Source organism: Streptomyces scabiei 87.22 (assembly GCF_000091305.1).
GTDB classification, from domain to species: domain Bacteria; phylum Actinomycetota; class Actinomycetes; order Streptomycetales; family Streptomycetaceae; genus Streptomyces; species Streptomyces scabiei.
The window spans coordinates 272,136-295,787 of the sequence record NC_013929.1 but is presented as its reverse complement, the minus strand read 5'-3'; the positions used below and the strand labels follow the sequence as shown (position 1 = coordinate 295,787).

At 70.7% G+C, this 23,652-nt stretch carries 23 protein-coding genes and 1 pseudogene; 14 read left to right on the top strand and 10 right to left on the bottom strand.

Going from position 1 to position 23,652, the window contains the following annotated elements; all coding sequences use genetic code 11:
- Positions 1–135 precede the first annotated feature (135 nt).
- Together SCAB_RS01240 and SCAB_RS01235 are read right to left on the bottom strand one after the other, a co-directional pair.
- Positions 136–828, bottom strand: coding sequence for an SIMPL domain-containing protein (locus tag SCAB_RS01240; RefSeq protein ID WP_037723574.1), 693 nt, complete (start codon positions 826–828; stop codon positions 136–138).
- A 4-nt stretch (positions 829–832) separates the two neighbouring features.
- A complete protein-coding gene (locus SCAB_RS01235; RefSeq protein WP_148274170.1) occupies positions 833–1,762 on the bottom strand; it encodes a hypothetical protein in 930 nt (309 codons plus the stop codon).
- 86 nt (positions 1,763–1,848) lie between these two features.
- On the opposite strand from SCAB_RS01235, the gene SCAB_RS01225 reads away from it, so the two are divergent.
- Both SCAB_RS01225 and SCAB_RS01220 read left to right on the top strand, forming a co-directional pair.
- A complete protein-coding gene (locus tag SCAB_RS01225; protein ID WP_037723579.1) occupies positions 1,849–2,520 on the top strand; it encodes a response regulator transcription factor in 672 nt (223 codons plus the stop codon).
- Positions 2,517–3,767, top strand: a complete 1,251-nt coding sequence (locus tag SCAB_RS01220) for a sensor histidine kinase (RefSeq protein ID WP_012998221.1) — start codon at positions 2,517–2,519, stop codon at positions 3,765–3,767. The genes SCAB_RS01225 and SCAB_RS01220 overlap by 4 nt, the downstream gene beginning before the upstream one ends.
- 70 nt (positions 3,768–3,837) lie before the next feature.
- Here SCAB_RS01220 and SCAB_RS01215 read toward each other — a convergent pair whose 3' ends face one another.
- The 4 genes from SCAB_RS01215 to SCAB_RS01200 are packed head-to-tail and all read right to left on the bottom strand — an operon-like array spanning position 3,838 to position 10,653.
- Entirely contained in the window at positions 3,838–5,274 is a 1,437-nt protein-coding gene (locus SCAB_RS01215; RefSeq protein WP_012998220.1) for a purine-cytosine permease family protein, read from the bottom strand.
- 6 nt (positions 5,275–5,280) lie between these two features.
- The gene (locus tag SCAB_RS01210; RefSeq protein WP_012998219.1) at positions 5,281–8,355 is read right to left on the bottom strand and encodes an aminotransferase; all 3,075 of its coding nucleotides are present in this window, start codon (positions 8,353–8,355) and stop codon (positions 5,281–5,283) included.
- Positions 8,348–9,781 carry an amidase gene (locus tag SCAB_RS01205; protein ID WP_012998218.1) on the bottom strand — a complete coding sequence of 478 codons (1,434 nt, stop codon included), beginning with the start codon at positions 9,779–9,781 and terminating at the stop codon, positions 8,348–8,350. The genes SCAB_RS01210 and SCAB_RS01205 overlap by 8 nt, the downstream gene beginning before the upstream one ends.
- Before the next feature lie 59 nt (positions 9,782–9,840).
- Positions 9,841–10,653, bottom strand: coding sequence for an SDR family NAD(P)-dependent oxidoreductase (locus tag SCAB_RS01200; protein WP_012998217.1), 813 nt, complete (start codon positions 10,651–10,653; stop codon positions 9,841–9,843).
- A 282-nt stretch (positions 10,654–10,935) separates the two neighbouring features.
- Here SCAB_RS01200 and SCAB_RS01195 point away from each other — a divergent pair, with 282 nt between their 5' ends.
- From SCAB_RS01195 to SCAB_RS01180, 4 genes are all read left to right on the top strand, one after another.
- Positions 10,936–11,580: a TetR/AcrR family transcriptional regulator gene (locus SCAB_RS01195; protein WP_012998216.1), complete on the top strand. Its 645-nt coding sequence runs from the start codon at positions 10,936–10,938 to the stop codon at positions 11,578–11,580.
- A 35-nt stretch (positions 11,581–11,615) separates the two neighbouring features.
- On the top strand, positions 11,616–12,746 hold the full coding sequence (locus SCAB_RS01190) for a YihY/virulence factor BrkB family protein (RefSeq protein WP_231884879.1): 1,131 nt from the start codon (positions 11,616–11,618) through the stop codon (positions 12,744–12,746).
- A 126-nt stretch (positions 12,747–12,872) separates the two neighbouring features.
- Positions 12,873–13,754: an alpha/beta fold hydrolase gene (locus SCAB_RS01185; RefSeq protein ID WP_012998214.1), complete on the top strand. Its 882-nt coding sequence runs from the start codon at positions 12,873–12,875 to the stop codon at positions 13,752–13,754.
- A 112-nt stretch (positions 13,755–13,866) separates the two neighbouring features.
- Positions 13,867–14,139, top strand: a complete 273-nt coding sequence (locus SCAB_RS01180; protein WP_012998213.1) for a hypothetical protein — start codon at positions 13,867–13,869, stop codon at positions 14,137–14,139.
- Here the strand turns inward: SCAB_RS01180 and SCAB_RS01175 are convergent.
- The gene (locus SCAB_RS01175; RefSeq protein WP_012998212.1) at positions 14,127–14,717 is read right to left on the bottom strand and encodes a TetR/AcrR family transcriptional regulator; all 591 of its coding nucleotides are present in this window, start codon (positions 14,715–14,717) and stop codon (positions 14,127–14,129) included. The two genes, SCAB_RS01180 and SCAB_RS01175, sit on opposite strands and share 13 nt — an antisense overlap.
- Before the next feature lie 120 nt (positions 14,718–14,837).
- Between SCAB_RS01175 and SCAB_RS01170 the strand changes: the two genes are divergently transcribed.
- On the top strand, positions 14,838–15,968 hold the full coding sequence (locus SCAB_RS01170; RefSeq protein ID WP_041668801.1) for an FAD-dependent oxidoreductase: 1,131 nt from the start codon (positions 14,838–14,840) through the stop codon (positions 15,966–15,968).
- Here the strand turns inward: SCAB_RS01170 and SCAB_RS47240 are convergent.
- Both SCAB_RS47240 and SCAB_RS47235 read right to left on the bottom strand, forming a co-directional pair.
- Positions 15,965–16,123: a hypothetical protein gene (locus SCAB_RS47240; RefSeq protein ID WP_158512221.1), complete on the bottom strand. Its 159-nt coding sequence runs from the start codon at positions 16,121–16,123 to the stop codon at positions 15,965–15,967. The two genes, SCAB_RS01170 and SCAB_RS47240, sit on opposite strands and share 4 nt — an antisense overlap.
- Before the next feature lie 9 nt (positions 16,124–16,132).
- Entirely contained in the window at positions 16,133–16,282 is a 150-nt protein-coding gene (locus tag SCAB_RS47235) for a hypothetical protein (protein ID WP_158512220.1), read from the bottom strand.
- Between the two features lie 356 nt (positions 16,283–16,638).
- Between SCAB_RS47235 and SCAB_RS01165 the strand changes: the two genes are divergently transcribed.
- Both SCAB_RS01165 and SCAB_RS01160 read left to right on the top strand, forming a co-directional pair.
- The gene (locus SCAB_RS01165) at positions 16,639–17,400 is read left to right on the top strand and encodes a ZIP family metal transporter (protein ID WP_012998209.1); all 762 of its coding nucleotides are present in this window, start codon (positions 16,639–16,641) and stop codon (positions 17,398–17,400) included.
- A 305-nt stretch (positions 17,401–17,705) separates the two neighbouring features.
- Positions 17,706–19,133: an FG-GAP-like repeat-containing protein gene (locus SCAB_RS01160; RefSeq protein ID WP_041668800.1), complete on the top strand. Its 1,428-nt coding sequence runs from the start codon at positions 17,706–17,708 to the stop codon at positions 19,131–19,133.
- A gap of 143 nt (positions 19,134–19,276) precedes the next feature.
- Here SCAB_RS01160 and SCAB_RS46150 read toward each other — a convergent pair.
- Positions 19,277–19,438 (bottom strand): annotated as a pseudogene (locus tag SCAB_RS46150) (transposase); the annotation flags it as partial.
- 175 nt (positions 19,439–19,613) lie between these two features.
- On the opposite strand from SCAB_RS46150, the gene SCAB_RS44325 reads away from it, so the two are divergent.
- From SCAB_RS44325 to SCAB_RS47230, 5 genes are all read left to right on the top strand, one after another.
- Positions 19,614–20,759 carry an FAD-dependent oxidoreductase gene (locus tag SCAB_RS44325; RefSeq protein ID WP_319184788.1) on the top strand — a complete coding sequence of 382 codons (1,146 nt, stop codon included), beginning with the start codon at positions 19,614–19,616 and terminating at the stop codon, positions 20,757–20,759.
- Between the two features lie 111 nt (positions 20,760–20,870).
- Positions 20,871–22,127, top strand: coding sequence for an MFS transporter (locus tag SCAB_RS01145; protein WP_012998206.1), 1,257 nt, complete (start codon positions 20,871–20,873; stop codon positions 22,125–22,127).
- 5 nt (positions 22,128–22,132) lie between these two features.
- The gene (locus SCAB_RS47940) at positions 22,133–22,276 is read left to right on the top strand and encodes a hypothetical protein (RefSeq protein ID WP_193789215.1); all 144 of its coding nucleotides are present in this window, start codon (positions 22,133–22,135) and stop codon (positions 22,274–22,276) included.
- A 135-nt stretch (positions 22,277–22,411) separates the two neighbouring features.
- A complete protein-coding gene (locus SCAB_RS01140; RefSeq protein ID WP_012998205.1) occupies positions 22,412–22,663 on the top strand; it encodes a hypothetical protein in 252 nt (83 codons plus the stop codon).
- A 550-nt stretch (positions 22,664–23,213) separates the two neighbouring features.
- Positions 23,214–23,501, top strand: a complete 288-nt coding sequence (locus tag SCAB_RS47230) for a hypothetical protein (protein ID WP_158512219.1) — start codon at positions 23,214–23,216, stop codon at positions 23,499–23,501.
- Positions 23,502–23,652: the final 151 nt, after the last annotated feature.

The following is a 23,652-nucleotide window of genomic DNA, read 5'->3' as shown; positions in this document are numbered from 1 at the left end:
GAGTGGCTGGACAAGGCCGCCGACCGGTCGCACGGACAGCCCGCCCTGGAGGGCTCTCCACCGGCCGGCAGGGCGGTACCCGCCCCGATCGTCTTCGCCGCCCTCTGGTCCCGCTTCGACGATCCGCGGCTTGGGTCACAGTCGTGGTGGCGTCATGACGAAATGGGCTTCGACGTGGGCGGTGACGATCTGTCGTTCGGGTTGCAGGTGGAGGGCGTCCGGCGGTTCGGCTCCGTCGAAGCCCTCGGTGCTGACAGCGCCGTGCAAGCCGTGATCGGCCGGCACCGGGGCGTTGAGGCCGCTGTCCGAGAGTTCGAGGAGGGCGACAAGTGTGGCGTCCAGCGCCTCGGCGTATGCGCGGGCGCAGCGGACGGCGTCGTGGACGGCGGTGCGGTGTGCCGCGCGGTGGACGGGTGAGTCGGGGCGCAGGGTCCACCAGGGACCGTCGACGCCGGTGAGGTCGAGTTCGGCGAGGCGGGTGGTGAGTTCGCCGAGGGCGGTGAAGTCGGTGAGTTCGGCGGTGGTGCGGACGTGGCCGTGGTAGGCGCGGACGTGTTCGCGGCGGCCGCGTTCGGTGAGTTGAGGAGTGATGGCCAGCGTGCCGGTCTCCAGGCGTTCGACGACGTCACCGTAGCTTCTGACGAGGTCGAGGGCGGCGGTGTTCCGGCGGGTGAGGTCGCTGAGGGTGCCGCCTCGATCGGTGCCGCGGGCGGCGACGGTGATGCCGATACGGGCGAGGTCGGGGTCGACTTCGAGGTGGGCTTCGCCGCGGACGGCCACGCGGGGTGCGGTGGGGGTGCCGTAGGGGCGGGGTGATTGTCCGGTCATGTCGTCAGCAGGTTCCACCGCCGCCGCTGACGAGGCGGAGGTCGAGGCCCGGGCCGGCCGTCGGTGTGCCGTGGAGCCCTGCCTGCCAGGTCCGGCCGAGGGGGTCTCCGCCGAGCAGGGTCGCGATGCTCGGGTAGTACGCGTGGCCCATGTTGCTCGCGCCGCTCTTCCACCTGAGGACGAGTTCGTCGTCGTACGCCACATGCATGGACGGGTAACGCTCGAGCGTGATCCTGGCGGTGAACCCTCCGACAAGCGGATTCGCCTCGGTGCGGTTGAGAGGGGCGAGGCACGAGCCCTTGGCGCTTCGAACGGCCTTGGTCGCGTTGGTGATCCTGCCGGTCAGTTCCCCGTGGACCGGTGACTTGGCGAGTTCGATACGGACGGGGAGGGTCGCGTCGGAGGCGTAGTCACCCTGTCGGGTGCGGACACCGATGGTGCCCTCCATGGCCCGGCCCGCGAAGGCGGCCTGCAGGACGGCGTTCTCGTCGATGTCCGCGACCGGTTTGATCGTGGTGACGGTGCCTTTGGAGATCGTCGCGAGGTAGATCGTGTTCGCGTAGGCGGTACGGCCGTCCTCAACGTCCGCTGTCAGTTGCCTGGCGACGGCGGCGGCGAGCGGCAGATCGCCGCCGCGGGTGTGGAACTTCGTTCCGTGGCGCTTGAGGGCTCCGTAGCGCTGTGTGCCGGACGGGTCGGCCGGCAGTCGGATCGGCTTCGTTCCCGGGAACGGTTTCGTGCAGTGCACGATGCCGTTTCGCTGTGTGGAGGCCGCGCAGATGTCGGGGAGGGCCTTCGGCGTGGAGCTGTTCCGACCCGGGGCCATGGCGGCCTGGCTGGTCCCGCATCCGGCGAGCACAAGGGTGGCGAGCACGCCGGTCGCCGTCAGACGCCTGACACGGAGGCTTGGGGTGGTCGTGTTGGTCGTGTTCATGGCGGCAAGCGTGCAGGGCGGTGCCTGAAACGCTTCTGAAGGCCGTCTTCAGGATTTTTTCAGCTCGAATGGCGGAAACTGAACGGATGCGCCTGCTTCTGGTCGAGGACGAACTACGACTCGCCGACGTCATCAAATCGGGACTGGTGGACAAGGGTTTCGCCGTGGACGTGGTCGGCGACGGCAGTGAGGCCGTCTGGATGGCCGGTGAGCACCGGTACGACGCGATCGTGCTGGACGTGATGCTGCCGGGCCTCAACGGCTTCGCCGTGTGCCGGAAGTTGCGCGAGTCCGGCAACTGGACGCCGATCATGATGCTGACCGCTATGGACGGTGAACTCGACGAGGTCCAGTCGCTGGACAGTGGCGCGGACGACTACCTGGCCAAACCGTTCTCCTTCGCGGTGCTGCTGGCGCGGCTGCGGGCCCTCGTCCGCCGCGGGGCTCAGGAACGGCCCGCCGTCATCGAGGTGGGGGATCTGCAGGTGGACCCGGCGGCGGCGTGCGCCCGGCGCGGCGGCGTGCACATCGCGCTCACTCCCAAGGAGTTCGCGGTGCTGCACCTGCTGGCCCGCAGGGCCGGCCAAGTGGTCACCAAGACGGAACTGCTCCAGCACGCCTGGGACTTCGCCTTCGAGGGCGATCCCAACATCGTCGAGGTGTACGTCAGTGCCCTGCGCCGCAAGATCGACGCACCGTTCGCGGTCCGCACCCTGACGACGGTGCGAGGCAGCGGCTACCTTCTGGAGCGTCCGTGAACCGGCTGTCGGTGCGGTTGCGGGTGACCCTGGCCGCGACCGTCATCGTCGCCACGGTACTGACCGCGGCCTCCCTCGTGCTGATCCTCACGCTGCGCGACAGTCTGGAAGGCGGCGTCGCCGACGAGGCCACCCGGAAGGTCAGGGCCGACGCCGCCGCCCTCAAGGAGGACCCGATCCTCACGGCTCCACCCGGCGAGGACGGCGGCGCGTCGTCGACACCGCCGAAGAGCGGGCACGGCGCCGGCACGGGCGGGGAGAAGGTGGTGATGGCCGGCGGCTACGCGACCGCCAGCAAGGTCGTGGACACCGTCGACGGCCCGGTGACGGTGAAGGCCCGGGTCTCGCTGGCCCCCGTCCGCAACGCCCTCGACACGCTCGAGCAGCTGCTCCTGGTGGGTGTCCCGGCGCTGGTGGTGCTGATGGCCGTCATGACATGGCAGTTGATGGGCAGGGTGCTGGCCCCCGTGGAATCGATCAGGGCCACCTTCGCCGACATCACCGCCAAGAACCTCCACCGCAGGGTCCCCGAGCCCGTCACCCGCGACGAGGTGGCACGCCTGGCCCGGACCATGAACGTCACCCTGGGCCAGCTGGAGTCCGCGGTGGACCGGCACAAGCAGTTCGTCGCCGACGCCGCCCACGAACTGCGCAACCCCGTCGCCACGCTGAGCGCCCGGCTCGAACTCGGGATGACGCAGGCACCCGACCTCGTCACCGAAGCCCTGACCGACGTGGCCCGCATCAAGGAGCTGACCGGTGATCTGCTGCTCCTCGCCCGGCTCGACGGCGGCGAACCACTGATGGGGGCCGATGTCGATCTGGCGCAAGTGGCGGCCGAGGCCGCGGCACGCCCGGCCCCCGTGAAGATCGTGCTGGAGCTGGAGTCCGACGTCATCGTGACCGGCACCCGCTCTCACCTGGAACGCATGGTCGCCAATCTGGTCGCCAACGCGGTCCGTCACGCCGCCTCCCGGATCACCATCAAGGTCACGGCCGACGGACTGGACGTCATCGACGACGGCCCGGGCATCCCGGCCGCCTCCCGCGAGCGGGTGTTCCAGCGCTTCCACCGACTGGACGAGGCCCGGGCCCGCGACGCGGGCGGATCCGGACTCGGCCTGGCCATCGCCCGCGACATCGCCACCGCCCACGGAGGCACCCTGACGGTCCAGGACACACCCCACGGCGCGCATCTGTCCTTCCGCATCACCGGCGCCGGACGGACCGAACACGTCCACCCATGAACCTGCGGCTCGGCCGGCGTGCCGGGCCGAGGCCCCGGTGGGGGAGCGGCGCGTAGTGCAGGGGCCCGGGTCACAGGGGAGATGCCCCGTGCGGGCGCGCGACTGCCGTGGGCGGCTCTCCTCGGCCGGCGCGGACGAGCGCCAGGTAGACGACCGAGGTGACGACCATGCCGGGAATCCAGGACAGGTCGGCGTCGGCGAATCGTCGCGCGACGGGCCCGACGTACCAGGCGTTGCTCATGGCCGGGATGCCGGACACCACGCCGGCCAGGAAGGCGATGAGAACCTTGAGGTTGACTCCGTAGTGGGTCCACGTGGCCCGATCGCTCCAGTACTTCCCGCTGCGGGTGTACATGCCGGGAACGTCGTACTCTCCGTGCTGGACGAGGTAGAAGTCCACCAGGTTCACCGCTCCCCAGGGAATGAGGAGCAGGAGCAGGAACGACAGGAACGCCGTCAGGTTGCCGGTGAAGTCCTGTGACGCCGTGACGGCCAGGCCCACTCCGATGACGAGGGTCGGCAGCATCATCGCCGCACGGGTCCTGAACGAGTTCGGGATCTTGACGAAGGTCGAGAGGCCGGTGATCAGGTTCAGCATCCCGCCGTAGAGGTTCAGCATGTTCGTCACGGCCAGGCCCAGGGCGGTCACCACCAGGACGACGGTCGCGAGTGCGCCCCCGCCGAGCGCGGCACTGGCGCTCTGGAAGACGTCCGCGGCCGCGAACCTGGCCGCGAGCAGCACACCGATGACGCAGCAGAAGGTGGACGACAGGAACACCCCGGCCGCCGTCCACCAGAAGACCGCCCGGCCCGAAGCGTCGCTCGGCAGGTAGCGGGAGTAGTCCGAGACGGCCGTCGCGTAGGTGAGCGCGAACGTCACGGCGACCCCGGTGCCGGCGAGGAACGACGTGAGCGACACCGGACCGGAGGTCACCGCCACGCCGTCCCCTCGCACGAGCGTGTAGGCGCTGACGACGATCAGGCTGACGGTGAGCGGCCACGTCGCGCAGCGGGCGACGACGTGGATGGCCCGGTTGCCCATCAGTGCGGGGACCACGCTCAGCGCGGCGACCAGGGACGTGGCCAGGGGCAGCGGGATCCTGCCGTCCGTGGCGACCTTGAGCGCGATACCGCCCGCGAGCGAGACCGAGACCGTGAACCCGACGTACATGACGGACCCCACCACGACGGGCACCAGGGCACCGAGGTAGCCGAACTGGCCGCGGCTCTGGATCAGTTGGGGAATCCCCAGCCTGGCACCCTGGATCGAGTGCAGGGCCATGAGGACGGTCCCGACCACGTTGCCGATGACGGCGGCGAGCAACGCGAGCGGGATGCTGCGGCAGACCGAGTAGATGATCGCGCCGAAGATGGCGTTGCCGACGTTGAGGTTGGAGGCGAACCACACGTGGAAGAGGTCGCGGGGGCGCCCTCGGCGGTGGGATTCGGGCACCGGATCGACGTGGTGCGGTTCGATCCCGGCTTCAGAGGCGGGTGTTCCGGTCATGGGCTCTCATTCCTTTCCCTGGCCACCCTGCACGGTCGTGGGGTGCCGGTGAACCGACCGGGCCGAGGCCGCGCGGGACCGCGCCCGCTCATCGAGCACCTGGGTGAACCGGGCGAGGAAGTAGTCGGCGGCCGGTGTGTCGAAGCAGAGGGGCGGCTTGATCTTCAGGACGTTGAGCTCGACTCCGGTGGGCTGGATGACGACACCGAGTTCGAGCATGCGTTCGCAGATCTGGGTCGCGGCAGCGGGCGCCGGCTCCTTGTCGCCGCCCGGTACGACGATGTCGACCCCGCGGTAGAGGCCCTCCCCGTAGACGGCGCCGATCTCGGGGAAGCGCGCCGCCAGGGTGTTGAGCTCTCCGCCGAGATACGCGCCGACCGTGCGCGCGTTCTCCGGCAGGCGTTCGTCACGCAGGACGTCGAGGACCGCCGTACCGATCCGGCACGAGACCGGGCCGCCGCCGGTGGAGGAGAAGAACCCGGCTCGTCGGCCGAACTCCGCCGCGATCTCGGCCCGGCACGCGACGACACCGAGGGGATGTCCGTTGCCGGTCGCCTTCGCAGCGGCGACGATGTCGGGGGTCGCGCCCTGGCCTTCGAACGCCCAGAAGGCCGGACCGGTCCGCCCCATCCCGACCTGGATCTCGTCGGCGATGCACACCCCGCCCGCCTCGCGCACGGCGGCGTAGGCCCCGGCCAGGTACCCCGGCGGGGGAACGATTCCTCCCTGGCTGCCGAGCAGGGGTTCGGACACGAACGCGGCCACGCCACCGCCGGGGCCGGCTTCGGCGCAGGCTCGCCGCACGGACTCCACGTACGGTTCCGCGCGCGCACCGTGCCGTCCCCGGTACGGGTCGGGCGTCTCGGTGACGTGGACGTGTCCGTCGAGTTCCTCGCGCCAGCGCGGGCGGTCATGGGGAAGCGTGTCCAGGGCGAACACGTCCGAGGTCCAGCCGTGGTAGGAGCCTTCGACGGCGACCACCGAGCGTCGCCCGGTGTGGATCCGGGCCAGTTGGACGGCGAGATCGACGGCCTCGCTGCCCGAGTTCACGAAGAAGAAGGTGTGCAGTTCCTCGGGCAGGGTGGCGGCGAGCCGTTCCGCGTACTCGCCCATGGCGTCGTACAGGAAGCGGGAGTTGGTGTTGAGCAGTGCCATCTGCCGAGCCGCCGCCTTGGTGAGCGCGGGGTGCGAGTGCCCGACGACCGCGACGTTGTTGATCATGTCGAGGTACCGTCGGCCCGCGCTGTCGTAGAGCCAGTGCCGCCGGCCCCGGACCATCTGTACGGGATGGTCGAAGTACGTCGACTGGGCGCCGGCCACGTACTTCGCCCGCCGCTCCTGCACACGTTCGACCGTCGTTCCCTGCTCCGCCCGGACGGGCGTCCCGACGAGCGGCGACGGGTCCGCACAGAGCGTCAGCAGTGCCGCACGGTCCCGGACCCTGCCGTGGCCCGGCAGGTCGGGTGAGAGCCCGAGCTGGACGTGGACATGGGCGGGCAGCGGGCCGGTGGACGGCGCGACCACGGCGACCTCGGCACCACGGCGCACGGTGTGCCCGACGGGGACGTGCGCGGCCACTCCGGCGAGCCGGACGAAGAACGTGGTGGTGTCGACGCGGCTTTGCAACACGACGGCTCGGGCCTCGGCCCGGACCACCGTGGCGTCGAACGGGGCGAAGACCTCCGTGCCGACGGGGACGAACAGATCAGCCCCCAGATGCAGTGCGGCGGGCGCGCGGTCGGTGAGGTCCGGCCGGCCGAGACGGACCTCGTCGAAGCGCCCGACGGCCGTCTCCGCGTCGGACCCGAGCGGTGGGAAGGCTCCGCCGTCCGGCCAGTCGCCCGCCGAGAACAGCTCCGACTCGACGCTCAGATCGACCGGCCGGAGCGGACCGGACTCCTGGCCGAGAAGGACCGGGCTCGGCGAATGCCGGGCGACGAGCTCGGCCAGGTCGGTCTCCGGCGCGTCGAAGCCGCAGGCCCGGCGCACCACCGCCGTCGCGAGCGCCGGGTCGGTCTCCAGCACGGCGCGCAACGCCCGCCAGTCCTCGGCGGCGACCTCGGCCGCCCCCTCGTCGTCGGGATCCTGTTGCGACGCGAGGGTCTGGAGCGCCGCGCAGAGCACGGCACGCGCACGCACCAGCGTCCAGAGCGCGTCCGCCTCGGCCTCGGACAACGACAGCCGGTCGAGGTACCCGGCGAGGACGGGCAGCACCGCTCCCAGCGGGTCCTCGGGCGCACGTGCGACGGCGGCCAGCATCGGTGTCGCGATCTCGGCGGCCCGCCACGTCCACACCAGGTCACCGAAGTCGATGATCCCGGTCGGCGCGAACTCTCCGTCGGCATCGACGTCACCGACCACGTTGTGCTCGTGGATGTCGGTGTGCACGGCCTGTACCGGCAGTCGCCCGGCGGCATCTCCGGCGGTGTCGGCAGCGATGAGCTCGGCGACCGGAGCGAGTGCCCGCTCGAAGAGTGCGTTCTCCGCGTCCGTGAAGTGGCCGGTGAGGCCCGACACGGTCTGGACCGCGTGGCGCGGATCCCATGAGGAGCGGCGGTGCAGCCCGGGGTGGTCGAACCCGGCGAGTGCGCTGACCGATCGCGCGGCCAGTCGGCCGAGGCAGCGCAGCGCCCTCGGCGAGAGGTGCGCGACAGAGCCCAGCGGTGTGCCCGGCACCCAGTCCAGCAGCTGTATGCGGAGCCCGTCGAGGTCGACCAGGTCATGGTCCCGAAGAGTCGGGACGGCTGTCGGCACCACGAGACCAGGATCCCGGGACCGGAAGTGACGGATCGCCAGGTGTTCGGCGTGGGCCGCCTCGGCACCGCCGTCGGCCAGGGTCACCTTCAGGACGTGTCGTCGCCCGTTCCCGGCGTCCTCGACCAGCATGATCTGGTCCTGCGTGCTGCCCAGGTCGGTGAGCCGGCCGTCGATTCCCCACTCCTCACGAAGGAGGCGGGCCGCGTCCTGCTCCGACAGCATGGTGCCGGTGCCGGTGCCGGTGCCGGTGCCGGCGCCGGGGGCGGCGTGGACGGAGACGTCGGCGGTGGCTTCGTCGGTGGACGACCGCTGCGTCTCAGCCACGGTGGGCCATCCTCGGACGCCAGTCCGGGTCGCTCCAGAGGCCGAGACGTGCCTCGGCGGCCGCCCCGAGACGGAACGCCGTCAGATCGTCGAACGGCCGGGCGACGATCTGCACCCCGGTCGGCACACCGTTGCCGGCGCGGCCCGAGGGCACGTTGAGGACCGGATGCCGGCTCGCGATGTTGAAGAGCTGGGTCAGGCACTGGCTCACGAGGTTGGCGAACCGCACGCCCTCGGCAAGCTCCACGGACTCCGCGGAGGTGGCGTCCGCCGGGTAGCCGGTGGTGGCCAGGGTCGGGCAGATGAGGGCGTCGTGGTCGCGGTATATCCCGGCGAGTACGGCGTGCATACGGCCTTCCTCCTCGAAGGTCCGCAGGGCGCCGAGCTTCTTCAGGGCCGCCTCGCTCGCCTCGACGACGTCGAGGACGTTCCGGGACCACCTCGGGTCGTCGGCCGGTGCGCACTCCCGTACGGACGGACCGAGGAGGAGGCCGTAGTGGGCGAATGCGGTGGCCATGATCGACTGGCGGGTGATCGGGATCTCGACCGGGGTCACCTCGGCCCCGGCGTCCCGCAGGGCGTTCGCGAACCGCTCGATGTTGGCCGCCGCCTCGGGGACGACGGGGAAGTCGCCGATGGTGACCGCGAGCGCGACCTTCAGTCCCGCACAGGATCCGAAGGTCGTTGGGAGAGGTGGAGCAGCGGGTACCGAGACGTGGTCCACGAGGTCCGGTCCGGCGATGACGTTCTGGAAGAGAGCACAGTCGGTGACCGTGCGAGCCATCGGCCCGTCCTGGCAGTACGTGTCGAAACTGAGCGGCGGCAGCGACGGAACCCGTCCGTAGGGGGGTCGGAACCCGACGACACCGCACAGCGCCGACGGCACCCGGATGGAGCCCGCGATGTCGGAGCCGGTGGCCAGGGGGGCGAGTCCGGCAGCCAGTGCCGCACCCGAGCCGCCCGACGAACCGCCGGGGCTGTAGTCGAGGTTCCAGGGATTGCGTGTGACGCCCCACAGCTCGGAGTGGGTGGTCACGGCGATCGAGAACTCCGGTGTCGTGGTCCGCAGGTGCAGGACCGCACCGGCGTCGATCAGCCGCTGGACCATCGGCTGCGTCCGCGTCGCGACGGTGCCCTCGGTCAGCAGGGAGCCGAGGCGATGGGACCGGCCGGCGATCGGCATCTCCTCCTTCACCGCGACCGGGACACCTTCGAGCGCCCGGGGTGCGGGACCCTTCCCCGCGTACCTGGCCTCGGCGGCGCGCGCGACCTCGTGGGCCTCGTCGAACATCTCCTCGGCGACCGCGTTGACCTCGCCGGTCTTGGAGACCCGCTCGATCAGCGAGTCCAGGACTTCCACCGGGGACAGCTCGCGCCGCCGAAACGCCCCCAGCATTTCCTCGGCCGACAGATAGTTCAGATCCATTCTTCGCTCCTCCTGGCAATGGGCAGTGCGGGTAAAAGGCCATACGGGCACGCAAAGAGCTAATGCGTGAAAAGTGACGCGGGGGCGCCTGTCGGGCCCAGTCCGCGCTCCTCCTGGATGGAGTTGCCGCCGTCCACCACGAACAGCTGTCCCGTGACGTAGGACGACTCCGGCGAGGCCAGGAACGCCACCAGAGCGGCCACCTCCTCGGGACGCCCGGCGCGACCCACCGGCGTTGCCGCCCCGAGGGCGTCGACGTGCTCGTCCAGCCCTCCGGTGGCGATCCAGCCGGGGGCGACGGCGTTGACCGTGACGCCCCGAGGGGCCGTGTCCATGGCTGTCGAGCGCGTGAGGCCGATCAGGCCGGCCTTGGCCGTGTGATAGGCGACGTCGCCCTTGTACGCCATCACCGGGCCGGAGAGCGACGACATGTTCACCACCCGGCCGTACCCGCGCTCGAGCATCGGCCGGAGGGCGGCGCGGGTCATGTGGAAGGTGGTGTCGAGATTGCGCGCCAGGGCGGAACGCCACTGCTCGTCCGAGGCGGTGGCGATGCTGGACGGGTCCTCGGGATCGGCCACCGAGACCATCCCGGCGTTGTTGACCAGAACGTCGATCCGCCCGAAGACGTCCAGCGCCTCGGCCACCACCGACTCCGCGAACCGGGCGTCGGTGAGATCCCCCGCGACCCCACGGACGGGGCAGCTGCCCGCCAGCTCGGCAACCCGCGAATGGATCCGCGCGGTGGTCGAGGTGATCATCAGCGAGAAGTCGTCGGCCAATCGCTCGGCGCATGCGAAGCCGATGCCGGACGCACTGCCGACCCCGGTGATGATCGCGACGGGCCGGCCGTCGGCGTTGGTCGGGTTCATGTGGTGCTCACCCTCGGATCCCTGGACGCGCGATGGCGTGAATGAGTTGGACGTTCGTCACAGTAGGCAGCTTGGAGCGCCCTGGCAATGACTTCACGACCTGCATATCCACGACTCAGTATGAGTTGTACGTTCGTACCAGTTCAGCTTGAGTGGTAGGCTGCGGCTGCCTCACCGCTCAGGCGGACTGCTCCGCGATTGCTACCGTGCGGCCACTGCGCCATGCATTGCCGTCGTGCGACGCCCGACGGTCACCCACAGGGGAAGGGGACGAGGAAAGACATGAGCCGGCCCGGCGGATCCGCCCAGCAACGAGACACCCCCGTACTGACCGAGCGCGGTGGGGTCCGCAAGGCGGCCATCCTTGATGCGGCCCTGCGGGTCATCGGGGACAAGGGACTGGCCGGGCTGTCCATGCGGGCCATCGCGACGGAAGCGGGCCTGCCGCTCGGAGCTCTCGGCTACTACTTCAAGACCAAGGACGACCTGATCCTCGCGGCGTTCGAGTTGCACACCCGCCGGGAGGCGGACCGGGTCCTCGCGGCTTTCGCGGGTGTGGTGGACGGCGACCACGCCGACGACATCGCCGAGCACCTCACGGCGTTCATCCAGCACGGACTGACCGAGGCACGAACGAGGCTGGTCGCGGAGTACGAGTTCCTGATCGAAGCAACCCGTAGGCCGGATCTCGCGCGTGTCTCGCGGGCCTGGCGCCAGGCCCTGCAGATCCAGGTCGGTCACGTCGCGACCCGGCTCGGCTCGGACGATCCCGAGACGGACGCGGAGATCATCCTCTCGGTCGTCGCGGGTCTGGAGATCGACCACCTTTCCGCACCGCTCGACCCGTCGACAACGCAGGCGATCCGCACCGCGCTCCGCCGCACGATCACCAGGCTCGGGCTCCACGGCCACGCCGCGCGGCCGTAGATCCCGTCCGGCAGTGCAGGCGGACGACATCTTCGGTGGCGTCGACGACGGGTTCGTGCCGAGCGGCGGACATCGGCAGGCGGCGGCTCGTGCCGGGTGTTGCCGCGGTCGTCCTCGTGGGGCTCGGCATCAGGGCCGCGGTACGTCCCCCGCCTCGTTCCTGTGTCGCCCGCCGATCCGGGTCCGAAGCTCCCTTAGGCTCGATTCGCCCTATACGACCTCGAACGGGCGGAGAGCGGGAGGCGGGTATCAACCGCGAGCGGCTCATCAGAACGCCGACGTTCTGGCTGCGTCCTTCGTTCGTGCTGCGTGTCGTCGGCCGGTTCCAGAGGATCGCGGGTTTCGACCGCTCGATGGCTCTGGCCTCCGGTGCGCTGACCGCGCTGATCCCGCTGGCGGTGCTGAGCGGTGCCGTCTTCGGCGGTGAGTCCGCGGACCGGATCATCAACCGTTACGGCCTCACCGGTGAAGGTGCCGAGGCGGTCCGGGCGGTGTTCTCCGCCGAAGCCGCGAGTGCCGGCGTCGGTGTTTTCGGGACGGTGTTTCTGGCGATCTCGGTGCTGAGCTTTTCCCGGACCATGCAGCGGTTGTTCGAGCAGACCTGGGAGCTGAAGCCGCTCGGTGTGCGCAACACGCGCAACGGCCTGTGGTGGATCTGCGTGCTCAGCTTCTACACCGCGGTGATCGGTTGGCTCTACGTGGCTCTGGGCGGGGGACGGCTGGGGCTGGCAGCCGCGGTGTGCGAGGTGCCGGTCACCACCGTCTTCCTCACCTTCAGCGGCCGGATCCTCTCCGCGAAGCGGCTCGCCGGGGCGGCCCTGCTCCCGTTCGCGGTCTGCGCTGCTGTTCTGACCGCGGCCTATTCGGTGCTCGCGACCGTCTACCTGCCGCGCCTGTTCAATTCCTACGTCTCGCGCTACGGCGCGGCCGGCGCGGCGTTCGGGATGGCCTCGGTCCTCTTCGGCGCCATGCTCGTCCTCGTCCTGTCGTCGGCACTGGGGCGGGAGGTACGAGAGGAACTCCTCCGGATCCGGCAGGGCCTGCGCCCTTCCCAGGACGAGGTCCGCCGCCAGTGGGACGGCATCGTCGAGCAGACCCGGTCGCGCTGGCGTACCGCGCGCGGACAACCCCCGCGCAGCCGGCCCGAGGACGACCACCCACGCTGAGAGAAGTCGTCGCGGTGTACTCGCCCACGCACGCGGCCGATATGCCGAGCAGCCGGGTGAGCTGCCCGACGGTTGCGATGCCCGCAGCACCGATGAGTTTCGGGGACGGGGCCGGTCTGCACAGGTATGGAGACTCACACACTCGAGACAGCCGGCGCGGACCTCGTCCATGACGTTCGCGGGCCGCTGCCGACCACCGATGGACGCCCGCCGTTGTTCATGATCGGGCAGCCCATGGACGCTACCGGCTTCGCCGCGCTCGCCGCGCGCCTGCCCGAGCGGACCGTGGTCACCTATGACCCGCGCGGCCTCGGTCGCAGCACGCGTAAGGACGGGCGGGTCGACCACACGCCGCAGACCCAGGCCGACGACGTGCACGCCGTCATCGAGGCGCTCGGGGCCGGGCCGGTGGAGATGTTCGCCAGCAGCGGGGGAGCCGTCACCGCTCTCGCGGTCGTGGCGAAGTATCCGGCAGACATCACGACCCTGGTCGCGCACGAGCCGCCGCTCATCACCCTCCCGCCGGACGGCCCGGCAGCCGTGCGGGCGTGGGCCGGAGTGCGTGAGGCCTACGAGAAGCGGGGATGGGGGGCCGGGATGGCTGCGTTCGTGGCGATGACCTCGTGGAAGGGAGAGTTCACCGACGCGTACTTCGCACGGCCGGAGGCCGATCCCGCCGAGTTCGGGATGCCCACGGTGGACGATGGCTCACGCGACGATCCCTTGCTGTCCGACCGGTCCTGGGCGGTCAGCAGCTATCGGCCGGATGCCGACGCGATCGCCGCTGCGCCGACCCGTGTCGTGATCGCTGTGGGCGAGGAATCCAAGGATGTGCTGACCGGCCGCACCTCCGTCGCGGCCGCTGAACTGCTCGGACAGCAGGTGAGCGTGTTCCCGAGCCATCACGGCGGGTTCTTGGACGGACAGTTCGGATATGCGGGGAAGCCGGACGAGTTCGCGCATCGACTGCGCCAGGTCCTTGACGGCGCCGCGCAGACCAACCGCTAGGAGCAAGCCGGCGTACTCCTCGGCGGGAGGCCACCCGGCAGGTACGCGTCACCACTCTCCGGCACACACCTCCCATACCTTCCGCCATGCCGAGCGTGCACTCGGGTCACCCGTGTGCACGCTCGCGGACGACCACGTCATGACGCTCGTGGTCGAGGCCAGTAACCCTGTGACCGTGCGGCAGATGGCCGTCGCGGTCGGCCTCACGGCCGGCATCGCGGACCTGTCCGCCACAGCTACGTCCTCCTGCCCCGCTGTCCTGACCGGCGACCGCAGCCAGGGCGGCATGCCCGAGTCCGCTGCGGGCGTCCGGCGTCCGGCGTTCCCGTGCGTCGGCCTCGGTCCAGCGGTGGTGTGTGACGATTGTGGTGGTCAGCGGCCCTGATCGGGGTCGAGGACAGCCTGGATGGCCGGGGCCAGCCCTCTTTCGATCTCGTCGGGCGTCAGGGCGGTCACTGCCGGGAGGCGCAGCAGATAGCGGGTGAGCCCGAGGCCGAGGAGTTGCGCGGAGACCAGGCCCGCGCGCCGCGCGGCGAACTCCGGGCCCAGGGCGGCGGCGAGCGTCGGGGCGACCTGCGCCGCGAAGATCTCGTGCATCCGCGCCGCGGCCTGTTCGTTGGTGACCGCCGACCGCATCAGGACGAGCAGGGCGTCGTCGGCCGGGTCACCCTCCCAGCGTTCGATGAAGTGCCGCACCAGGGCCTGGGCGAGCCTGGCCGCCGGGACGCCCGTCAGGTCGGGCAGGCGCAGGTCGATGGCGAGTGTCGCGTCGAAGAGCTGGGCCTTGTTCCCGAAGTAGCGCATGACCATCGACGGGTCGATGCCGGCGTCGGAGGCCACGGCCCGGATGGTGGTGCGTTCGTAGCCCTGGGCTGCGAATCGTTCGCGTGCGGCGCGCAGGATCGCGGCCTTGGTGCGGTCCGAACGCCGATCGGTACCGGTGATCTTGGCGGCTTGCGTCATGTCAACGACTGTAGGCCAACACATGTTGACTTTCCAGTGCGCAGCCGCGCATCATGTCAACGAACGTTGGCCAACAAGTGTTGGCAAGCAGTCGTTGACGTGTCCTGGAGGAGAGACGACATGAACACCACCACACTCCCCGACCGTACGGAGGTCGCCATCGTGGGCGCCGGCCCGACCGGCCTCGCGCTCGCCGTCACGCTCGCTTCGGCCGGCATCGACTTCGTCGTCCTGGACCGGCTGCCCGAGGGTGCGAACACCTCGCGTGCCGCCGTCGTCCACGCCCGCACCCTGGAGGTCCTGGACGAGCTGGGAGCCTCCGACGAGCTGATCGCGCGTGGCGTCCAGGTCACCCGGTTCGCCGTCCGCGACGGCGCCCGCAGACTACTGACCGTGCCGTTCGACCAGCTGGCCACGCCCCACCCGTACACGCTCATGGTCCCGCAGTACGAGACCGAGAACGTGCTGCTGGACCGGCTGCGCGCGCTCGGCGGCGACGTGCACCGCCCCTACGAGGTCGCCTCCGTCGTCCAGGACGAGGACGGCGTGACACTGACCATGACGTCCGGCCGGACGCTGCGCGCCGCGTACGCCGTCGGCGCCGATGGCATGCACAGCACCGTGCGCGAAGCGGCGGGCATCGGTTTCACCGGCAGCGCCTACGCCGAGTCCTTCGTCCTCGCCGACGTGGTGATGGACTGGGCCCCGGGCCCCGCCGAGGTCTCGCTCACCTTCGGCACCACGGGCCTCGCCGTCGTCGCCCCGCTCCCGGGCGGCCACTACCGGGTCGTCGCCACCGTGGACGACGCTCCCGCCACACCGGACCTCGGCTTCGTCCAGCACATGCTCGACGAACGCGCCCCCGGCCAGGCCCGGGTCACCGACCTCGCATGGTCGTCACGGTTCCGGGTGCACCACCGGGTCGCCGAACACTACCGGGCGGGGCGCCTGCTGCTGGCCGGTGACGCCGCCCACGTACACAGCCCGGCCGGCGGGCAGGGAATGAACACCGGCATCCAGGACGGCCATGCCCTCGGCCGGGCCTTCGCCGACGGGCAGCTCGACGGCTACGAGGCGCAGCGCCGCCCCGTCGCCCGGCGGGTGGTCGCCTTCACCCACCGGATGACCCGCCTCGCCACCACGCGCAACCCGATGGCCCGGGGAGCACGCAACACCGTGCTCCCCCTGCTCGGCCGAACGTCCCTGCCGAAGAAGCTCGCCACCGAGCTCGCCGAGCTCAACTACCGTTAGTGAGAACACTGTTCGGGGACCACTCGGGCCGTCGTCTCCTCGAAGGCCAGCACATGGTGGCCGGTGTCCCACAGCAGGGTCAGCAGGGCGCGCACCGACGCTTGGTCGACGTCGTCGACGACCAGTACGGTGCCGTCCGCGCCCGGTGGCGACACGTGATCGGGTCAGATCAGACCGAGTTCACGTCCCACCGCGACCGCGTCGAGCCGGGAGGCGACGCCGAGCTTGCGGGGTTCGAGAGCCTGCCGCGCCAGCACCACGGATCGCGCGGCCTCGGCATCCGACATGCCGAAGCCCGCGCGCACGGTGAGCACGGCCCCGCGGAAGCTGTGTCAGCCGGCCATGACGGTGTCCGGGGTGCAGCGCACCTCGCAGACGTCCAGCCCAGGGCGCTCCTCATTCCCCTGGCCGCCCTGACCGTGTGGGCGGAGGGCCATCTCCCCGCGAAGGCCTCCGAGAGAACGCGGTCTCCGCAACGCGACCGGGCCGGGAGCGGGCCGCGGTGGCCCGAGCGAGCGCGCGACGGCCAGGGGTGACAGCGCCTCGTCGTAGGCGCCGGCGTGCTCCATCGATACCGGCCACGGTCGACCGGATTCTTGGACCAGGCACGCGTTGCGTGTGCTGCAGCCGCTCGTTGATGCCCATGCGCACAGCGGGTAGAAGGGGCGGCATGGCGGAAGTGGTGGAAGCTGGACTGTGGGGGCTGGTGGCGGGTTCGGCGCTGTTGCTCGGTGCCGCGCTGGGTTACGGGCTGCGAGTGCCGCAGAAGGTGATCGCGACGGTGATGGCCTTCGGTGCCGGGGTGCTGATCTCAGCGGTCTCCTTCGAGCTGGTCGGGGAGGCGTACGAGCAGGCGGGGCTTGCTCCGGCGACCGTCGGCACCCTGATCGGCGCCCTGGCCTACACCGGGGGCAATGTGTGGCTGGCCCGCCGGGGCGCGCGTCACCGCAAGCGCTCCGGTCACGAGCGGACCAAAGCGCAGCCCTCGGAGGCTGAGCAGGGCGGATCCGGGATGGCGCTCGCGCTCGGCGCTCTGCTCGACGGGGTGCCGGAGTCGGCGGTCATCGGTGTGAGTCTGCTGGACGGCGGTGCGGTGAGTCTGGTGACCGTGGCTGCGGTGTTCATCAGCAACGTCCCCGAGGGGCTGTCCAGCGCGGCGGGTATGAAGAAGGCCGGCCGCGGTCGGGGGTACGTCTTCGGTGTCTGGACCGCGATCGCCGCGGCCGGCACGGTGGCGGCCGTCCTCGGATACACGGTGGTCGGGTCCTTCTCTCCCGCCGTGATCGCCGCGGTGACCGCGGTGGCGGCCGGGGCGATCCTCGCCATGATCGCGGACACGATGATCCCCGAGGCGTTCGAGGACGCTCACCTGGCCATCGGCCTGATCACGGTGAGCGGCTTCCTCGTCTCCTTCGCCCTCTCCCACACCTGACCGCCGGGAGCCGGACAGCGCTGCCAGGGCGCTGCGTGCGGCGGTGGTGCCCAACCGGCCTCCCCGACGTCCTGGTCCCGCCTCCGGCACCGCCGGCGACATCTGCGACCACTCCCTCGACCCTCGACCAGCACAGCCTCAACCTGTTCGTCACGGACGCCATGGGCCACGACGTGAACGCCTCACTCATGGCCACCTCCTGGTCAACGCCATCACTCTTCGCAATCGAGTTCCTGCGGTGTACAACCTTCACTCGACGTGGTCCGTCTCCCGTCACGTCACACACGTTCCGCTCAGGAGGCACAGTGCCCCGCCGCACTCTCACCGTCGCGATCGCCGTCACCGCGCTCGCGACCCCCCTCGCGTTCTTCGCGACCTCCGGCACGGCGTCGGCCGTGCCCGTGCCGCCCCGCACACCGATGACCGACTTCAACCACGACGGACACGCCGACCTCGCGGTCGCGGCACCCTTCGGCACCGTCGGCGGTGTGGAGAAGGCCGGTTACGTCTCGGTCGTGTACGGCACCGCCTCCGGGCCCGGAACGGCGGGCCACCAGATGATCAGCCGGGCCACTCCCGGCGTCCCCGGCGACCTCCAGGACACCTTCGCCTTCGGTGCCCAGACCCTCCCCGGCGACCTCGACGGCGACTCGTACACCGATCTGCTCGTGGTGGGCGGCGGCGACAGCGGCGAGCCGACCGTGCTCTGGGGCTCCAAGGACGGTCTCACCGGCCAGAACACCGTTCTGCCGTACCGGTACTCCGAGTTCGCCCTCGGTGACTTCAACGGCGACGGCAAGCGCGACCTCGTCGTGAACTCCGTCCCGAACGACGACCCGGACGTCTCCGGGATGACGATCCAGTACGGCCCGTTCACCCGCGACGGCAAGACGCGCACCCAGGACAGCATCACCACGGATGACGGTTCCTCGGGTCTGCGCTCCTTCATCACCGGTGACCTCACGGGTGACGGTGTCGACGACATCGTCACCACGCACGGCTTCGAGGAGATGCAGCACGAGGCCCGCTTCTGGAAGGGGTCGAGGACCGGCGTCGGCCACACCGCCAAGGCCCTCGGCACGGCCTACAGCGGCACCGTCGGCGATGTCGACGGCGACGGCTACGGCGACCTGATCACCCGCGACATCGGTTCCGTCAGCGAGGTCATCGACGACGCCCCGGGCAGCATCACCATCCAGTACGGCGGCTCCACCGGACCGAGCAGCACGCGCAAGAAGGTCATCACCCAGGCCACCGCGGGGGTTCCCGGGGCGAGCGAGGCGCACGACGCCTTCGGCGCGTCCCTCAGCGCCGGTGATGTGAACGGCGACGGCAGGGCGGAGGTCGCGGTCGGCGTTCCCGGCGAGAGCCTCGGTGCCGCCACCGGTACCGGCGCGGTGATCCTGCTCAAGGGCGCGTCCAAGTCCGCCGGTGGCATGACCGGCAAGGGCGCGCTCGCCTACAACCAGTCCACCGCCGGCGTGCCGGGCGTCTCCGAGTCGGGCGACGACTTCGGCCGCCAGGTGAGCCTCTCCGACCTGAACAAGGACGGCAAGGCGGACCTGACGGCGACGGCCCCCGGCGAGGACGGTGCCTTCGCCGACTCGGGTGCCCTGTGGAACCTCTACGGCTCCGCGAGCGGCCTGACCACGACAGGCGCCGGCACGCTCAGCCCCGTGAAGCTCGGTGCCCCCGAGAAGGACGCCCAGTTCGGCCACACGCTCGGCGGCTGACCCCCTCAGCACCACAGGAGGAGACGGTGCGCACAGCAGCTGTCCATGAGTTCGTGGCACTGGAGGCGGTGCGTGCGGCGGTGCCGGTTGCCAGCGCCGATCAGACCCGGACTGTGACCCTGCTGTGGCGGCACCCCCATCCCTCGGGACCAGTCCAGCTCGCCGCGAGAACCGAGTTCGTCCAGGAGCAGGCGGTGGAGCTTGGCCCACACCCGGGCCTTGCTCCGTTCGGTGAACCGCCGGTGGGCCGTCGGACCCGATGGTCCGAACGACGGGGGCAGTTGCCGCCACGTGCAGCCTGACGTGGGATTCGGCTCGACACCCCATTGGTGGAGTCCGTTCCGAGGGAGCTGACGCTGGGGAACGTCGTCCTCGGTCGCGCGGTGGACACCCTCCGTGCCTTGCACGACACTTCGGCTCGGCATCTCAGAAGCCCGATGCCGCAGCAACCGACGACACCGGGGGTTCAGCCTGCTCGGAATGGAGCGACACATGTCCCGCCAGGACAGTCACGACATCATCGTGATCGGCGCCGGCGGAGGCGCCGGCGCCTCCGGACTCGCGGCGGCCGCCGCGCTGCGTGCCGCCGGCCGTGACGTCGTCGCCCTCAAGGCGCGCAACCGCATCGGCGCACGCCTGCTCTCCGCCCCCGCCGAACGCCCGGGGCGGGCCCTCGACCTGGGAGACACCTGGTTCTGGGACGGAGAGGAGCGCGTACGAACCCTGGCCGCCCGCAGCGGCCTCGAGACCTTCGACCAACACCTCGCAGGCGACACGATGTTTGAGGAGACGACCGGCACGCGCCGCCTCACCGGCAACCTGATCGAGGCCCCCTCCCGTCGTTTCACCGCCGGGACCCAGGGCGTCGCCGGCGCCCTCGCCGCAGCGCTGCCCCCAGGTTCTCTTCGACTGGACACGCCCGTCACCGCCATCCACCCGAACGGCCAGGACGGCCTCGACGTGCTCGCCCCGGCCGGTACGCTCCACGCCGAGCACGTCGTCCTGGCCGTCCCTCCGGCCCTCGCCCTGGAGCGCATCGACTTCGGCGACACGCTCCCCGCCGACCTCGTAGGCCTGGCCCGGGCCACCCCGGTCTGGATGGGAGCCGTCGCCAAGGTCGTCGCCGACTACCCGACCGCCTTCTGGCGGGAGGGCGGGCTGGCCGGTGCGGCGCTCAGCAGGACCGGCCCGCTCCAGGAGGTCCACGACATGTCGGGACCCGGCGGCGAGCCCGCCGCGCTCTTCGGGGTCGCGCACGCCCGCACCGTCCGCCCGGCTTCGAGCAGGCCGTCACCACCCAGCTCGCCCGGCTCTTCCGCCCGCCCGCCGGATGCCCCGTGGCCCTGTACGTCCAGGACTGGGCGGCAGAGCATTGGACCGCCCCGTCCACCGTGCAGCACCTCACCGACTACTCGCTCCTCGGTCCCCCCTCTACCGGCAACCACTTCTCGGTGGGCGGCTGCACAGGGCGTCGACCGAGACGGCGACCGAGTACGCCGGGCACATCGAAGGCGCCCTGGCCGCCGGCGAGCGGGCAGCGCAAACCGTCCAGGCAACTTCTGGCGCGCTCGATGCCCTTCCCGCCTCGTACCTGTGAATCCCTCCGGCTTCGGGCCGGTGCCATGACCGCCCCCCTCCTGCCCAGACCGGCCGGCCCGCCCACCGGATCCGCACACTCACCCACACCACTCACCCGCACCACTCACCCGCACCAATGACCCGCTCCGGAAAAGGGACATGACAAGCACCGCGCCCCGCAGCACGACGGCTCCCACACCCGACCTCGCTCAGGTCCAGCCCCGGATCCTGCGCGTCCTGTTCGCCTCCCAGGTGCTCAGCGGCGCGGGGCTCGCCGCCGGTGTCACCGTCGGTGCCCTGCTGGCCCAGGACATGCTCGGCTCCACCAGCCTCGCCGGACTGCCCAGTGCCCTGTTCACCACCGGCTCCGCGCTCGCCGCCGTCGCCGTCGGCCGCATATCCCAGGCCAGAGGCCGTCGGCCCGGCCTCGCCACCGGCTACCTCACCGGCGCCATCGGCTCGGCCGGCGTCATCATCGCCGCCGTCCTGGACAATCCGGTCCTCCTCTTCATCACCCTGTTCGTCTACGGTGCCGGCACCGCCACCAACCTCCAGGCCCGCTACGCCGGAGCCGACCTCGCCGCACCCGGCCACCGCGCCCGCGCCGTCTCCACCGTCCTGGTCGCCACCACGCTCGGCGGCGTCGCCGGCCCCAACCTCGCCGCCCCCACCGGCACCTTCGCCGAACAATTCGGCATCCCCGCTCTCGCCGGGCCCTTCATCCTCGGCGGTGCCGCCTACGCCCTGGCCGCGCTTGTCCTCGCCCTCTGGCTGCGACCTGACCCGCTGCTCCTGGCCCGCGCCGTCGCCCAGGCCCAGGAAGCAGACGCGACGACTGCCCCGACCGACGCCGACACGACGGAAGGCCGTGAAGGCGTGGTCCTCGGCGCGCTGGTCATGATCCTCACTCAGCTCGTCATGGTCGCCATCATGACGATGACCCCGGTCCACATGCACGACCACGGCCACGGCACCGGCGCCTCCGGCCTCGTCATCGCCCTCCACATCGGCGCCATGTACCTGCCCTCACCGGTCACCGGATGGCTCGTCGACCGCTACGGCCACATGAAGATCGCCGCAGCCTCCGGCATCATCCTGCTGGCTGCCGGCATCCTCGCCGCTGCCGCGCCCGGCGACTCCGTCGCGCTCCTCGCGCTCGCCCTCGCCCTGTTGGGGCTGGGCTGGAACTTCGGCCTGGTCTCGGGCACCGCGATCATCACCGACACCGTCCCACTGGCGACCCGCGCCAAGACCCAGGGCCTGGTCGACGTCTCCATCGCCATCGCCGGCGCCACCGGCGGCATGTCTTCCGGCATCGTGGTCGCCGCCTTCAGCTACCCCGCCCTCGCTCTCACCGGTGGCATCCTCTCCCTCGCCCTCCTGCCCGCCGTCGCCGCCACCGCCTACCGCCGATGAGCCCCATGAACACCGAGCCCTCTGCGCCCGGCATCACCGTCGACGGCGCCTATCCGGCCATCGTCATCCACTTCATCGCCACCGGCCCCGCCGCACGGCTCAACCTGCTGCCACATGACCGGCCACTACCACCTCGGCCCCGTTGCTGATCTGGGCCGAGATTTCTACGCACTCCACCTCGTGCCCCAGCCGATAGCGACTCGACTCGATGCAACCTGGCACCGGGCAGAATCCGGCCACTGACGCCGACAGCCGGCGACTGGGAGCGTGTCACCACCGACCTGGTGCAACTTGTCCGCGAAGGGGACTGCGACGTCCTCAGCCTCGGCCTGCTCGAGATCGCCCGTGCCCTCATCTGCGCCGCTCCGCACAGCTACGTACGCGCCTTCGGTGCCGCTATCGGCGAGTTCATCGATTACCGGCCCGAGGAGCGGTCCGCCGCGCTGGCCCAAGTCGGCGCGTCACTCGACAGCATCGTTGCCAAGCAGGATTTGCGACCCGGTGACGGCCTGCTCGCCCCGCTCGCCCGTCCGTGAGACCGCCGTGGGCCTCTATAGGTACGCCCACGTCTGCCTCGGCCGAATGCCCGATGCCTGGCCGACACCACCGGCTCTCCGACCGAGATGGCCGGACCTCGTACGCCCGGAGGATGAACGGCGTGAACCCCGCTTCCCTGGACCGCTCGGCAGGATCGTCACCGCCCTGGCCAAGAGGTCTACCCATGTGCCGGCCGAGCGGCGGCTGCTGGACGACGACGCCAGGCCGACCGGCTGGCGGATCGTCTCCGGGCTCACACTGGGCGATTGCGTCGCCGGGTTCTTCGCCCTGCTCACCCGGACGCGTGCAGCCCAGCCCGCACCGCCAGGACCTGCTGGCACGCGCCCTGCAAGCCCTCCTCGATCCCCACACGCACATCGAGCGGCTGATCCTTCGAGAACGAGTGACCGAAGTGCTCACTCACTCCGTTCGTGGCGCGATGCGGCAGCTGCCCCCACCGCAGCGTCCCGCCTCGTCTGCCGTCGCTCCGCCCAATTCATTTCGACGGCGGCGGCGCGGTTCCGGGGGATCTCGGACACCATCGGCCGGATGGGGCTGCGCAGCGGTAGCGAGCGTGATGCCGACGGACATGTGCTGTACCCGAACATGGGGACCAGGCTTCCCGATCTGCTCGTCGACATGGAGAACGACTGGGGCAACCTGAGCCAGCGGTTCAACCGGATGCTGGCCAACCGAGTCCAACGCGACAGTCGGCAGAACGTCCTGTCGGGGGCGTACCGGCGGCTCCACGGGACATTCGTCCGGGAGAGGCTGTTCACCATGGAGCAGTCCTCACGGGTGCTGAACGCGGTCAAGGGATACCCCGGCAGCCCCTGACCATTGCCACTGTCTGACGAGCACGAGCACAAGAGGCGGGGGGTCTTGCTTTCCGTGTACTGGGCGAACGTCGAGCCACGCGCCGACGGCGAGGCCCCGTTGCGTCGACGGCCTGCGTTGGTGTTCGTGATCGTCCTGACTTCGGTCGTCG

Bases quoted from the DNA above. Each gene is read 5' to 3' on its own strand.
- SCAB_RS01240 (WP_037723574.1), bottom strand. From the start codon at position 828: ATGACCGGACAATCACCCCGCCCCTACGGCACCCCCACCGCACCCCGC.
- SCAB_RS01235 (WP_148274170.1), bottom strand. From the start codon at position 1,762: ATGAACACGACCAACACGACCACCCCAAGCCTCCGTGTCAGGCGTCTG.
- SCAB_RS01225 (WP_037723579.1), top strand. From the start codon at position 1,849: ATGCGCCTGCTTCTGGTCGAGGACGAACTACGACTCGCCGACGTCATC.
- SCAB_RS01215 (WP_012998220.1), bottom strand. From the start codon at position 5,274: ATGACCGGAACACCCGCCTCTGAAGCCGGGATCGAACCGCACCACGTC.
- SCAB_RS01205 (WP_012998218.1), bottom strand. From the start codon at position 9,781: ATGGATCTGAACTATCTGTCGGCCGAGGAAATGCTGGGGGCGTTTCGG.
- SCAB_RS01200 (WP_012998217.1), bottom strand. From the start codon at position 10,653: ATGAACCCGACCAACGCCGACGGCCGGCCCGTCGCGATCATCACCGGG.
- SCAB_RS01195 (WP_012998216.1), top strand. From the start codon at position 10,936: ATGAGCCGGCCCGGCGGATCCGCCCAGCAACGAGACACCCCCGTACTG.
- SCAB_RS01185 (WP_012998214.1), top strand. From the start codon at position 12,873: ATGGAGACTCACACACTCGAGACAGCCGGCGCGGACCTCGTCCATGAC.
- SCAB_RS01175 (WP_012998212.1), bottom strand. From the start codon at position 14,717: ATGACGCAAGCCGCCAAGATCACCGGTACCGATCGGCGTTCGGACCGC.
- SCAB_RS01170 (WP_041668801.1), top strand. From the start codon at position 14,838: ATGAACACCACCACACTCCCCGACCGTACGGAGGTCGCCATCGTGGGC.
- SCAB_RS01165 (WP_012998209.1), top strand. From the start codon at position 16,639: ATGGCGGAAGTGGTGGAAGCTGGACTGTGGGGGCTGGTGGCGGGTTCG.
- SCAB_RS44325 (WP_319184788.1), top strand. From the start codon at position 19,614: ATGGAGCGACACATGTCCCGCCAGGACAGTCACGACATCATCGTGATC.
- SCAB_RS01145 (WP_012998206.1), top strand. From the start codon at position 20,871: ATGACAAGCACCGCGCCCCGCAGCACGACGGCTCCCACACCCGACCTC.
- SCAB_RS47940 (WP_193789215.1), top strand. From the start codon at position 22,133: ATGAACACCGAGCCCTCTGCGCCCGGCATCACCGTCGACGGCGCCTAT.
- SCAB_RS47230 (WP_158512219.1), top strand. From the start codon at position 23,214: ATGGGGCTGCGCAGCGGTAGCGAGCGTGATGCCGACGGACATGTGCTG.